This is a genomic window from Chloroflexota bacterium, assembly GCA_016197225.1.
In the GTDB taxonomy this organism is placed as follows: domain Bacteria; phylum Chloroflexota; class Anaerolineae; order Anaerolineales; family VGOW01; genus VGOW01.
On sequence record JACPWC010000117.1, the window covers coordinates 16,302 to 29,061 of the forward strand.

Annotated in this window: 12 protein-coding genes; 7 read left to right on the plus strand and 5 right to left on the minus strand. The window is 59.4% G+C overall.

All coding sequences use genetic code 11. The annotated features are described in order from the left end of the window. Positions 1-6 precede the first annotated feature (6 nt). The 3 genes from HYZ49_19450 to HYZ49_19460 are packed head-to-tail and all read left to right on the plus strand — an operon-like array spanning position 7 to position 2,574. The gene (locus HYZ49_19450; GenBank protein MBI3244461.1) at positions 7-402 is read left to right on the plus strand and encodes a zinc ribbon domain-containing protein; all 396 of its coding nucleotides are present in this window, start codon (positions 7-9) and stop codon (positions 400-402) included. Continuing rightward, complete coding sequence (locus HYZ49_19455; GenBank protein ID MBI3244462.1) at positions 402-2,450, plus strand: immune inhibitor A; 2,049 nt, start codon at positions 402-404, stop codon at positions 2,448-2,450. Before HYZ49_19450 ends, HYZ49_19455 begins: the two co-directional genes overlap by 1 nt. Next, complete coding sequence (locus HYZ49_19460) at positions 2,437-2,574, plus strand: hypothetical protein (GenBank protein ID MBI3244463.1); 138 nt, start codon at positions 2,437-2,439, stop codon at positions 2,572-2,574. The genes HYZ49_19455 and HYZ49_19460 overlap by 14 nt, the downstream gene beginning before the upstream one ends. A 34-nt stretch (positions 2,575-2,608) precedes the next feature. Here HYZ49_19460 and HYZ49_19465 read toward each other — a convergent pair whose 3' ends face one another. From HYZ49_19465 to HYZ49_19485, 5 genes are all read right to left on the minus strand, one after another. Then, the gene (locus HYZ49_19465; GenBank protein ID MBI3244464.1) at positions 2,609-3,475 is read right to left on the minus strand and encodes a hypothetical protein; all 867 of its coding nucleotides are present in this window, start codon (positions 3,473-3,475) and stop codon (positions 2,609-2,611) included. Between the two features lie 105 nt (positions 3,476-3,580). Then, a complete protein-coding gene (locus HYZ49_19470) occupies positions 3,581-4,540 on the minus strand; it encodes a phosphatase PAP2 family protein (protein MBI3244465.1) in 960 nt (319 codons plus the stop codon). After that, positions 4,540-5,499: a phosphatase PAP2 family protein gene (locus tag HYZ49_19475; GenBank protein ID MBI3244466.1), complete on the minus strand. Its 960-nt coding sequence runs from the start codon at positions 5,497-5,499 to the stop codon at positions 4,540-4,542. The genes HYZ49_19470 and HYZ49_19475 overlap by 1 nt, the downstream gene beginning before the upstream one ends. Positions 5,500-5,558: 59 nt before the next feature. After that, positions 5,559-6,332, minus strand: coding sequence for an alpha/beta fold hydrolase (locus tag HYZ49_19480; GenBank protein MBI3244467.1), 774 nt, complete (start codon positions 6,330-6,332; stop codon positions 5,559-5,561). Positions 6,333-6,401: 69 nt separating this feature from the next. Continuing rightward, a complete protein-coding gene (locus HYZ49_19485) occupies positions 6,402-7,505 on the minus strand; it encodes an aminopeptidase P family protein (GenBank protein MBI3244468.1) in 1,104 nt (367 codons plus the stop codon). A 75-nt stretch (positions 7,506-7,580) separates the two neighbouring features. On the opposite strand from HYZ49_19485, the gene HYZ49_19490 reads away from it, so the two are divergent. The 4 genes from HYZ49_19490 (at position 7,581) to HYZ49_19505 (ending at position 12,741) form a co-directional block, all read left to right on the plus strand. Further along, positions 7,581-8,336, plus strand: a complete 756-nt coding sequence (locus HYZ49_19490) for a glucose 1-dehydrogenase (protein MBI3244469.1) — start codon at positions 7,581-7,583, stop codon at positions 8,334-8,336. 98 nt (positions 8,337-8,434) lie between these two features. Further along, positions 8,435-9,652, plus strand: a complete 1,218-nt coding sequence (locus HYZ49_19495; protein ID MBI3244470.1) for a radical SAM protein — start codon at positions 8,435-8,437, stop codon at positions 9,650-9,652. 274 nt (positions 9,653-9,926) lie between these two features. Further along, positions 9,927-12,113, plus strand: coding sequence for an SUMF1/EgtB/PvdO family nonheme iron enzyme (locus HYZ49_19500; GenBank protein ID MBI3244471.1), 2,187 nt, complete (start codon positions 9,927-9,929; stop codon positions 12,111-12,113). 280 nt (positions 12,114-12,393) lie between these two features. Then, a complete protein-coding gene (locus HYZ49_19505) occupies positions 12,394-12,741 on the plus strand; it encodes an endonuclease domain-containing protein (protein ID MBI3244472.1) in 348 nt (115 codons plus the stop codon). The last annotated feature ends 19 nt before the right edge of the window (positions 12,742-12,760 follow it).

Sequence of the window (12,760 nt, forward strand, 5' to 3'; positions counted from 1 at the left end):
GTAGCTATGCCAGTCTACGAATACCGTTGTCAATCCTGCCAGCAAAAAGTTGGCATTCGCCTGTCGTACGCCGAGTACGACACGGCCAAACCCAAGTGTCCGCTGTGCGGCAGTGCGGACCTCAAGCGCGTTATCGGGCGGGTGCGCATTGCCAAATCCGAAGAGGCCCGCATGGAATCCATGGCCGACCCCTCCAACTTCGGCGACGTGGACGAGAACGATCCCAAATCGGTGGCCCGCTTTATGCGCAAGATGGGATCCGAGGCGGGTGAAGAGCTTGGTCCGGAGTTTGGCGAAGTGGTGGATCGGTTGGAGTCTGGCGAGTCGCCCGATTCCATTGAACAGTCCATGCCCGACATGGGCGGGGCGATGCCCGGCATGCCGGACTTGGGAGATGGGTGATGTCTCGTAATTCAATCATCGTCGTTTCCATTGTTGGCCTGTTGCTTTGCTGTTGTATCGTCGCCCTTTGTGTGGGCGGCTTTCTTGTCTTCCAGGTTGTTTCAGTGCAGGGCACGCTCTTCGCCCAGATCGCGACCGAGATTGCCGTCACGCCGCTTTCAATCAGCACGCCTACCCCGGCGCCCGTCATCGTCACCACGCCCGTGCCCACGCCTTTGCCCGGCGCGCAGGACACGTTGCAAACGCTGGAAGAAGAACTTGCGCCGGAGAACAACTTGCGCGAGTTGACGACGCGACTGCTTGGCGTTCAAGACATCCCCGAAACGGTGAGCGACACGCCTGCCGACCACGCGCTCGGAACCGAACTGGTCTTCAACGCCTCCAACGCCGACACCCACGACAATTTCACCGTCACCGCCGAGCTGGTTTACAAGACCGACAACGTTTATTTCTTTGTCCAAAAGGGCGTGGACGTGGATCAGGGCGCGGTGGAAAAGATGGTGGACAATTTTCAGAACGAGACTTATCCCACCGACCGCGAATTTTTTGGCAGTGAGTGGAATCCCGGGGTTGACGGCGACCCGCGCCTCTACATCCTTTTCGCGCGCGGCCTCGGTGCGACCACCGGCGGCTATTACACCTCTTACGACGAATACTCGCGGCTGGCCCGCGAAGAGTCCAACGAAAAGGAAATGTTCTATATCAACGCCGACGGCACCTTCCCCGGCGACCCGTATCTCGACAGCGCCCTGGCCCACGAGTTCCAGCACATGATCCACTGGTATCACGATCACAACGAAGAGTCGTGGATCAACGAAGGCTCGTCGGTGCTGGCCGAATTTCTCAACGGCTACGGCTCCACCGGCGTCGAGTTCGCCTACGTCAACAACCCCGACTTACAGTTGAACACCTGGACGGAAGGCACGGCAGGCGAGAACACCGCTCACTACGGGGCCGGGTTTCTGTTCATGGCATACTTCCTCGACCGCTTTGGCGAAGAAGCCACTCAGGCGCTGGTGGCCGACCCGGCCAACGGCCTGCGTTCGGTGGAGGATGTGCTGACCGAGCAGAACCTCAGCGATCCGCTCACCGGCGGGCCGATCACAATGGTAGACGTGTTTGCCGACTGGGTCATCGCCAACTACCTGGGCGACCCCGACGTGGCCGATGGCCGTTACGAATACAACAACTACCCGGACTCGCCCACCATCAGCGCCCCCACCGATTCGTTTTTCAGTTGCCCCGTCGCCAACACTTCGGCCACCGTGCGCCAGTTCGGCGCGGACTACTACGAGATCAATTGCGACGGCCAGATCACCCTCAACTTCACCGGCTCGCAACAGGTGAGTGTTGTGCCCTCGGAGCCGCACAGCGGGCGCTACGCTTTTTGGGGAGGCCGCACCGACCAGAGCGACACGACCCTCACCCGCGAGTTCGACCTCACCGGCCTGACCAGCGCCACGCTCAACTACTGGGCTTTGTGGACGATTGAAGAGGATTTTGATTACGCCTACGTGCTGGCTTCAGCCGACAACGGCGAGACTTGGGAGATGCTCGAAACGCCGGGCGGCACCGACGCCGACCCGAACCTGAGCAACTTTGGCTGGGGTTACACCGACAACTCGGGCGGGGGCGAGACTCCGGTTTGGGTGGAAGAGACGGTTGACCTGTCGAAATACGCCGGGAAGAAGATCACCATCCGCTTTGAGTACGTCACCGATCCCAACACCAACCGCGCCGGTTTCATGGTGGACGACGTCTCGATCCCGGAACTGAACTACAGCGCCGACTTTGAAACCGACGACGGCGGCTGGGACGGCGCGGGCTTTGTGCGCATTGACAACATTCTGCCGCAGAATTTCGTGGTGCAGGTCATCAAGCAGAGCGGGGACAGTTCTGAGACAACGGTGGAGCGCCTGGCGCTGGATGCGGCCAACAGTGGCTCGCTCACTCTCAACCTTGGCAAAGGCGAAAAGGCGGTGCTGGTGGTGTCGGGCGCGACCCAGTTCACGACCGAAGTGGCGAGCTATCAGTTTGAGATCAAATGACTCAACCCAAACGTTTTTGAGCATCTGTATCGTCCTTGACCGCAAGATGCTGGCCGACCTGGCCGCGCGCGACGCCAACGCCTTTGCCAAAGTGGTGCAGGCGGCGAAGGGGTCAACGGATTGAACTGATTGAACGGCTGGATATAAAGGATGTCTGCTCACCTGCGTTGATACTGAAAATCGATATAGTTCGACATCGCAATCCGGGTATTTGTCGATGGAACATACAGGGAAATTTGAAATTGCGCGTCATGTTTGCCTTTAGCCAAATGCAGTTCGTTGTAAGGCATAAATAATCGGAAGTCACTAAAGGCTGTGCTCACATAATTAGGCACGAATTCTTCACCGACAGCGACTTGACCATCGCCAGCTCGGTATGAATTGTTACTGTCATACAACTTCTGACCCGAACGAAAACGAAAGTAGGCGGCCGCGCGACAAATTGCATCTTTCAAATTACGCACATTAAACTTGATGTGAATGGTCATGCCTTTTTTCTGACCTGAGTGGACATTGTGTTCTACCCAAACTTGTTCAACCTCTCCCTGTGGCTTTGAAGTGCGAACGCTGGAGGTGGCAGGCGGGGGCAACAACAGCCGAGTCGGTGGCGGGTTGAGTAGTCTATCGGTCTGGATATAAATGCCTATGAAAGCTTCTCCGAGAGGGCGAAACACCGGTCGGTATCCGATCACGACGAGAACTTTATCGAGATTGTCGAACAAAGGCCACATTGGCTGAAGATACCGAGACAGCGCAGGATCATGCTCGTGCTTACTTATTGCCTTTTTCGTTCTTTCGAGATTTTTTATGATGGCTCGCGTGGGTTCCTTGTAGTCAAGGAGTGAGATGCCGACTCTTTCAGCATGCTCAATATACTTTTCCCACATTGAGCTCAATCGGGTAAGATCTCGTGCCACTTTGTCTAACGGCTCGTCCGAAGCCTCTTCTAATAGAATCTCACTCTTTTCTTGCAGTGTGTACATCCACCTTAGAAACTGGTTTGCGTCCTTAGCATTTGGAGGCATAATATTCCTATCCATCAACTAGACGGATCATCCTTTTACCTGCCAAGTATAAACCGCACCGGCTAAAGCGCAACCACAAAAGGCCGCCGGCCTCAAGGGAATCCGTCACGAGCGCGCGGTTGCCAGCTTGAGTTTCAGCAAGACCCAGGGCGCAAGAAAAATCACGCTCCACACCAGCAAGGCGTATCTCCCGAAACGGAAGATTAGCCGGATCGCTTCCGGCTCGCGCGGGGCGAGGGCGCGCAGGCCAAACCATAGTGTTCCACCGATGAGGCCGCCGGCGATCAACCGGACGACCCGCGCCCGCAGTGGCCCGCCGGACTGGAATCGCGCCCAGCGCGAGGCCATGGCCAGGCCGATGCCCAGCCCGAAGAATGCTCCAGCGTCAACGGTGATCGAGTCCAGCCGCCGCGCCCCGGCGGCGAAACTGGCCCACGAGTCAGGGTCGGGGATTCCGGCGACGGCCCAACGCAGGAGAAGGCTCATCACGATGATGCCCGCCGCCACCGCAGTGACGGCCATCACCTGCCCCCGGAATCCGATCCCCCAGAGCCACCGAGTCGCTCTCGGTTCGATCCGCAGGAAGGCGAACAGGAACAGGCCGCCGAATATCCAGCCGCCCACTACGTCGGTGATGAAATGCACGCCGAGATACACACGCGAGAGGGAGATGAGGAAGACGATGAGGCCGGCGGCGGCCCAGCCCCATTTCTTTTGCAAGGCGCTGGCGAGGAAGAACCAGACGCCCGTCGCATTCTGAGCGTGGCCGGACGGCAGGCCGTAGTCGGCGCTGGAGTGAAAGGGTTGCACCCGCGAGTCGATCCAGTAAGGGCGCGGCGCGTGGAAGGCGATCTTGAGCGCCCAGTTGAAGGAGTCGTTGAGGAGCAGAACCAGCGCCAGCCGCGCGCCCGTGTTTGCGTCGAGGCCGAGGTAGAGGATGGGAATCAGGACGATGAAAAATTCCTCGAAGCCGAGTTGCGAAAGCCAGTCCATCGGCGTCCTCAAAAACGCCAATCGTTGAAAGGCAACGATGAACGGGATTTGAAGTTGAAGCAGGGCGTCCATCAGGAGCGCGACTCGGCCAGGTTGACTTTTAGAAACAGCCAGGGCGCGAGGAAGACCACCCACCAGGTGGCAAGCGTGTAGCGAACAAAACGAAAGAAGAGCGCAACCGCTTCCGGCTCTTGAGGGAAGATCGCTTTTAGTCCGGCCCAGAAGATCAACACGCCGATGAGGCCGATGACGAAGCGGGTGGCGCGTTTGCCCAACGGCCCGCCGGCGTTGAACTTCGCCCAGCGGTTCGTCATCGCCAGCCCGACGCCCACGCCAAAGATTGACCCGGCGCCGGTGAAGAGTCCGTCCAGCGCTCTGGCTCCGGCGGCGAAGGAAGCCCAACTGACAGGATCGGGCGATGAGGCGACGAAACCCCGCACGACCAGGCCGATGACGATGACCAAAGCCGCCACTCCAGTGGCGGCGACCACTTGTCCTCCCAGCCCGATCTTGTTGAGCCACTGAGTCGCTTTCGGCTCCAACCAGAAGAACGCCGCCAAGAACAATCCACCCACCAGCCAGCCGCCGATCACGTCCACCGGAAAGTGCACGCCGAGGTAGAGGCGCGAGAATGAGATGAGGGCAATGACGACGAGGGCGGCGACCCAGGCCCACTGTTTTTTGATTGCGCCGGCGAGGAAGAACCAGACGCCGGTTGCATTCTGGGCGTGGCCGGAGGGCAGGCCGTAGCTGCCTTCGGCGGCGAGCGCCTGCACGCGCGCGTCGAACCAGTACGGGCGCGGCAAGTGGAAGGCGAGCTTGAGCATCCAGTTGAGCGAAGCGCTGGACAGAAGCACCAGCGCCAGCCGCGCGCCCAGGCCGGCGTCAATGCCGAGATAGATGAGCGGAAAGAGAATCAGAAAGAACTCTTCACTACCGAAGAAGCTGAAGAGGGCCATTGGCGCTTTGAGCGCGGCGAGTTGTTGCAGGGTGAGGATGAAGGGGATTTGGGATTGAAGGAAGGCGTCCATGTTATTGATGACAAAGCGATTGCATGTAGACCTGGTGTCTTTGTGGCTTCGTGCTGAAATTAGGCCACATGCTTATTAATGAAGGCGGCGGCGCGCTCGAAGAGAATGTGCCGCTCCAAATCTTCGGTGACGATGTGGCCGCTCTGTTCGAGCCAGAGCATCTCTTTGTCCTTCGAGCCAATGTGTTCGTAGATGTAAGGCAGGTTATGAGGCAGAATGAAAGTGTCGCCTTTGGAATGAATAAGCAGGGCCGGGGCGGCCACGCGCGGCAAAGCCTCGTCGGTGACGCGCAAGTAATTTGCGAATTGCTTGAGGGCCGTCGTCGTCCACGCCGCGTAACTTACGTGCTCGACGAGCCTCGCCAGTTCGGCGGGGTCGGCTGGCTCCTTTTTGATGTAAGGCTGAAAAAGCGCGATCAAGTTGGCGAAGTTCATGCGCCAGTCGGTTTGAACCTTGAGCGGCGTGCTCATGGTGACAATGCCCGCCACCTGCTCTGGGTATTGCGCCGCCAGATTGATGGCCGTCATGCCGCCCATCGAAAGCCCCAGCACAAACACCTGTTTACACTGATCGCGCAACAACTTCAAGCCGTCCACCGCCGAGCCAAGCCAGTCGCGCCAGTGCAGACGGCGCAAATCGTCGGGCGTGGTTCCGTGCCCGGCCAGCCGCGCCCCCAGCACGGTGTGCCCTTGCCCGGCCAGATATTCGCCAAGCCGGAACACCTCGCGCGGCGCGCCGGTGAATCCGTGAAGAAGTAAACATCCGATTGGCCCGCCGCGAAAGAAAAACGGCTCGCCGCCGGGCATGTAAGAAAATTTGTGGTTTTGAGTCATTGATACATGTTGCGTATTGCGTAGTCCGTATTCCGTATCGTGTTACGCAATACGCGCTACGCAATACTTTCAATCCAATCTCGTAAACTCTCGCGGCAACGTCGTCATCGTCTCCGCGCCGGTCTCGGTGATCACCATGTCGTCTTCAATCCGCGCCCCGCTCTTGCCGGGGATGTAAACGCCCGGCTCGACGGTGAAGGTCATGCCCGGCTCCAGTTGCATCGTCTCGCTCTCTTTCATGTCCGGCTCCTCATGGCCTTCGAGGCCCAGGCCGTGGCCGGTGCGATGGGTGAAGTATTGACCAAAGCCGGCTTCGACGATGACGGCCCGCGCCGCGCGATCCACGGCCTGGCCGGTGGTTTTCGGTTTGGCCGCCTCGGCCCGTCCGGCTTCGTTCGCCAGTCTCACCGCCTCGTAAGCCCGGCGCAGTTCTTCGCTCACTTCGCCAATCGCGAAAGTTCGAGTGAGATCGGAGAAGTAGCCGTCGGCTGACGCGCCCCAGTCAATCGTAATCAAATCGCCGGGCCGCACCTTGCGGTCGGTGATGAAGGCGTGAGGCAGTGAGCCGTTCTCGCCCGAGGCGATGATCGGCTGAAACGGCAGTTCGCCCGACCCGGCCCGCAGAGTCTGCACCATCAACTCGGCGGCGATCTCACGCTCGCTCACCCCGGCTTTGACGAAGGGCAAGGTTGTCTTGAGAGCGCGTTGGGCGATGTCAATCGCCTTCTTCATTGCCGCCAGTTCGCCAGCGTCCTTTCGCATTCGCAGTTGGGCGATGAGCGGCTCGGCCATTTCGTATTTGATCCCGCTTGCGAACTCGTCGAAGTAGTGCGTTTCGAGCACGCGCATCCGCCGCCCTTCAACGCCCAGCAAAGCGCCCTTCAGCTTGAGAGCGGCGCACGCCTGTTGAAACGCTCCCGCCGGGCCGCGCTCGTCGGTGTAAGTAAACTTCTGCATCGGGAACGGGGCGTGGTCGGGCTTGTCGGCTTCGAGCGCGGGCAGGATGATGGCCGGTGTCTGGCCGGGAGCGAAGATGGCGACAGTAGGCCGTTCGCTCAAATGAAATTGCAGGCCAGTGAAATAGATCATGTTCGGGCCGGGGACGAGGGCAACGGCGGCCAGCCCTTGTGAGGCGGCGTGGGATTGAAGTTTTTGGATTCGGGCGAGGGTCATGGAGTCTCCGTGAAATGACAAACGTCAAGCGACAATGACGTTTCACGTTTGTCGTTTGACGATTATACTATCCTCATGCGACTACAAGACAAAGTGGCTCTTATCACCGGTGGCACGTCCGGCATTGGCGAAGCGACGGCGCGGCTGTTTGCCGCCGAGGGCGCAAGGGTGGCTTTCACCGGACGGCGCGTCGAACTCGGCCTCAATCTCCAACCCCTAATCTCCAATTCTCATTTCATCGTTGCCGATCATCGCAAGCTGGAAGACTGTGAACGCTCGGTGGCCGAAACGATGGCGGCCTTCGGGCGGATTGATATTCTGTTCAACAACGCCGGCATCGTGCCCGGCGGCACGGCGGAAGAAACGTCTGAGGAAGTTTGGGCCGAGACAATGTCTCTGAACGTCACCGGCGTCTGGCGAATGAGCAAGCTGGCCGTCCCGATCATGCGGGCGCAGGGCGGCGGCGTCATCGTCAACAACGCCTCAGACTGGGGGCTGGTGGGCGGGCCGAAGGCGGCGGCCTACGCCACCTCGAAGGGCGCGGTGGTGCAGTTGACGCGCTCGATGGCGCTTGATTATGCGCGCGAGAACATTCGCATCAACGCCGTCTGCCCCGGTGACACGTTTGTGGCGCGTTGGACAGAGAAGGACTACTTCCGCAATGCCGGCAACATGGAAGAGGCACTGGCCGAGATGGGCGACGACCTGCCGATGGGCCGGGTGGGCCAGGCTGACGAGATCGCCCGCGCCGTGCTCTTCCTTGCTTCTGATGATTCTAGTTTTATGACCGGCGTGGCCCTGCCGGTGGATGGCGGGAATACGGCGCAGTGAGGACAACGGATTTGGCGAATTGATCGGATTCTGATCCGCTAAATTCCACACATCCGTTGTTCTTGACTATTGACACATCTGTTCTACAATCATCCTCGATGGACACCGAGACCAAGTTCCAACTCGTCTCATCGGAGATGCAATTTGAACCGGCAGAAGAAACGCCTCTGACCGGCAATCCCGGATCGCAAATCCAAAATCCGCAATCGAAAGGCCCCTGCGGCGTCTCCCCCGCCGACTGGCAGAAACTCACTCGCGGCCAAAAGGTCTTCGCCCCCATTCACATGGCGGCCATGCCCGGCGGCCAACGCCTGCCCATGCTCAAGACCATGCTCACCACGGCCTGCGAGCGCGACTGCTTCTATTGCCCGTTCCGCGCCGGTCGTTCGTCAATGCGCCGCGCCACCCTCAAGCCCGACGAGATGGCGAAGACCTACGCCGAACTTAATCGTGGCGGCGTGGCTCAGGGCATCTTTCTCAGTTCCGGCATCATCAAAGGCGGCGTCAGCACGCAGGACAAGCTGATTGACACGATTGAGATTCTGCGGCGCAAGCACAATTATGGCGGCTACGTTCATCTCAAGATCATGCCCGGCGCGGAAAAGGATCAGGTCTTTCGAGCCATGCAGTTGGCTGACCGCATCTCGGTGAACCTCGAAGCGCCCAACGAGAAGCGCCTGCCCGCTCTGGCCCCGCCCAAAATTTTCTTCGACGAACTGCTCCAGCGTTTGCAATGGGCAAACGAAATACGCAATACGCAACACGCCTCGCTCGGCTGGAAAGGCCGCTGGCCCTCCCTCGTCACCCAGTTCGTCGTCGGCGCGGCGGGCGAGTCCGATCTGGAAATTCTTTCGACCACCGCTTACCTTACCAAACAGTTGCGCCTCGCCCGCGCCTACTACTCGGCCTTCCACCCGGTGCGCGACACGCCGCTCGAAAACACGCCGCCCGAAGACCCCTGGCGCGAGCACCGCCTCTATCAATCTTCGTTCCTGCTTCGCGATTACGGTTTTGATCTCGAAGACATGCCCTTCACCCAGACCGGCAACCTGCCGCTGGATGTTGACCCCAAGCTGGCCTGGGCCAGCCAGCATTTGGCCGACTCGCCGGTGGAAGTGAATCGCGCCGACCGCCGTTCTCTCCTCCGCATCCCCGGCATCGGCCCCAAAACCGCCGACTCGATCCTCGCCGCCCGCCGCCGGGGCGCACTCCGCGATTTGCGCGACCTCAAAGCCATCGGCGCTCTCGCTAATCGCGCCGCACCGTTTGTGTTGTTGGATGGCAAGAGGCCGGCGTTGCAGATGAGTTTGTTTTAGAGAAGCCACTCAGCCGGGAAGGAACGAATTCGTTATATCCTTGAATTCGTTGTAGTGTGGAACGAGCCTGAGCAGTTGCGTTGAGGTGGGGCGCTCTAATCCGCCCACAACCCCTGGTTCTAAGTTGCCCTTGATTCTGCCGGGGCGCTTCCCCTACAGAACCAAAGGTAGTGTTTTGAACAACGCTGCCCAGCGGATTAGAGAACTCAACCCGGCCTCAACCTTAGCTTTCAAAGCAGTTTGCCCCCTCCAACATTTCGAGTATGATCACTTCATGCCCCACCTCCTCACCCCGCGCATCCTCCACGACCTGCCGCTCGACCAGCCGGACGACGTGGCCGAGTTCAACTTCCACGAATACACCAACACCTTCGCCCGCCTGATTGCCGACCCGGCCACGCGCACGCCGCTGGTCATTGGCGTGAGCGGCAAGTGGGGCAGTGGCAAGACGACGCTCCTGCGTACCTTGCAAGCCAAGCTGGACGAGACTCAGGCCCTCAAAGAAAATCTGTCGAAGCTCTCGTTTGCCAACGACGACGACGAGAACAAAAACTTCCGCCGATGCCGCACGGTCTGGTTCAACGCCTGGAAATACGCCGACGAGGACGAACTGCTGGTGGCGCTGGTGCGCGTGATCGTGCAGACCATGTCGGAAGATAGTATCGTCTCTCAAGTTTTGAGCAAATTGAACGACCCGGCCTATCCTCGCCGCGACGTGGTCGCCACCGTGCTCAGTTGGTTCGCCATCAAACTGCCCGGCGATGTCGAAGTTGGCCTGAACACCGGCACGCCCAAAGAAACGCCCTTCGCTCAAAAGACGGCCCTGCTCGATTTGTTCATGGAAACGTTCGATCACTTGTTGGCGGTTTGGGTGAGCGGCAACCTGTTCGAGAAAAAGATTGACCCGAAGCGCAGTGTGGTAGCCGTGTTCATTGACGACCTTGACCGTTGCCTGCCCGACAAAGCGGTGCAGGTGCTGGAAGCCATCAAGCTCTTCCTCGACCGGCCCGGCGTGGCCTTTGTGCTGGCCGCCGACGAAGACGCAGTGCAGGCCGCGATTGAAGCGCACTATCAAACACAGAAGATAACCGGTCAGCGCGCCGCCGACTATCTCGAAAAGATTTTTCAGGTTCGCTTCGGCTTGCCGCCGCTTTCTTCCTCGCAGGCCGCCGGTTATCTTGCCACGAACCTGGGCAAGCTGGACGATCAACTTACGCAGAACCTGGACTTGATCATTGCCGGGGCTGAAGCCAACCCCAGACTGCTCAAAACCTTCGTCAACGACCTCAACGTCAACTGGGCAATCCTGCAAAACGCCGGGCTGGCCGAGGGCACTTCGCAAGCCGACTTTATGCGCTGGCTGGCCCTCAACCGGGTCAGCCCGGCCTTTGGCCTGAAAGTCCGCGAATTGCACAAGGACTCGCGGCTCGACTTCATTCGCGACGCGGCCAAGTGGGTGGACGACCGGAGCCACAAGACCGGCGAGTTTAGCGAGTGGGAAGGCTACGAGCACCGCCGCCTGCGCGACGTGCTAAAACGGATTGCGTTTTCGGCAACCGTGACGCCGGATGTTTTGGATCGGTTTATCTTCTGGGGCGCGCCAGTTGTACAAACACTAGTGGAAAAGGAGGGAGCAATCTCGGCTGGGGTCGGGTTGAGCGGCGAAGTGTCAGTGACTCGCGCCGAGGCCGAAGTGAGACGCACTGTAGAACTTGCCCGCATTGCCGCCGACCCCTCCCTGCCCGATTATTGGATTCCAATTCCCGCCGGCAAATTTGTGATGGGTAGCCGAGACGACAACAAACAGGCGCGAGATGACGAGCGCCCACAGCACACAGTTGAGATTCCTTATACTTATCGCATCGCCCGCTATCCAGTCACCAACGCCGAGTTTGCCGAGTTTGTTCAAGCGGCAGGTTACAAATCCGATGCAGTGAAAGCCGACTTGCCCGATCATCCCGTCGTCAACGTCTCCTGGCGCGACGCGCAGGCTTACTGCAAATGGTTGACTGAGAAGCTTCGCGCTGAGGGAATAATGGGCGCAAAAGAGATTGCCCGCTTGCCGACCGAGGCCGAGTGGGAGAAAGCGGCACGTGGTGAATATGGCAAGGAGTGGCCGTGGGGCGACGAGTGGGATGCAAGCAAATGCAACTCCCGCGAAGGCGGGCCGGGAACGACAACACCCGTTGGAAAGTATTCCCCTCAAGGCGACAGCCCTTACGGCGTGGCCGACATGGCTGGCAATGTGTGGGAGTGGTGCCAATCGAAATATGCACCGTATCCTTACAAGGTAGACGATGGCCGAGAAGATTTAGCTGGCGACGAACGCCGGGTGTTGCGGGGCGGTTCCTTCTTCGGCTACGTTGGGGGCGCCCGCTGTGCTTTCCGCTACGGGCACTACCCGTACAGCAGGTTCAGGAACCACGGTTTTCGGGTGGCGGCGTCCCCGTTCCAACTCTGAACTCTGGCTACTCTGAACTCTGGGGACTCTGGGCCGCTGGTCTCTGAGGGGGTGGGGTCTGGGGCGGGGGTGTCCCCCGCCCCAGCGGTGAAGATGATTTGAAGTAGTAAGGAGTGGGTAGCTGGCCCCTACCCCGGCCCTCCCCCGCTGGAACTGCACCAGCAGGGGAGGGAGTTGACTCCCCTCCCCTGTCCCGCGTGATGTTCGCGGGACGGGGGAGGGGCTGGGGGTGGGGGCAGTACGCGGTAAATCAACTATGCCCAATCAACCTCCCAAACGCATGCGCGCCCCTCGTGTGATCCAGGAACGCGCCCGGCAACTGCGCCGCGAAATGACGCCCGCCGAAAAGAAATTGTGGGCGCGGCTCCGTTTCGACCAGCTTGACGGCTTTCAGTTCCGGCGGCAACACGCCGTCGGCAACTTCATCCTCGATTTCTTCTGCGCGAAGGCCAAGCTGGTGGTGGAGTTGGATGGCGACTCACATGCCGATCAGGTTGAGTATGACGAAGAGCGAACGAAGTGGTTGAACGAGCAGAAGCACTACCGAGTCATCCGGTTTACAAATCGTGAAGTGAATGAGAATATTGAGGCAGTGGTGGAAAAGATAAGAGAAGAGTTGAAGGGGTAAGGCAACAGCCCCCACCCCG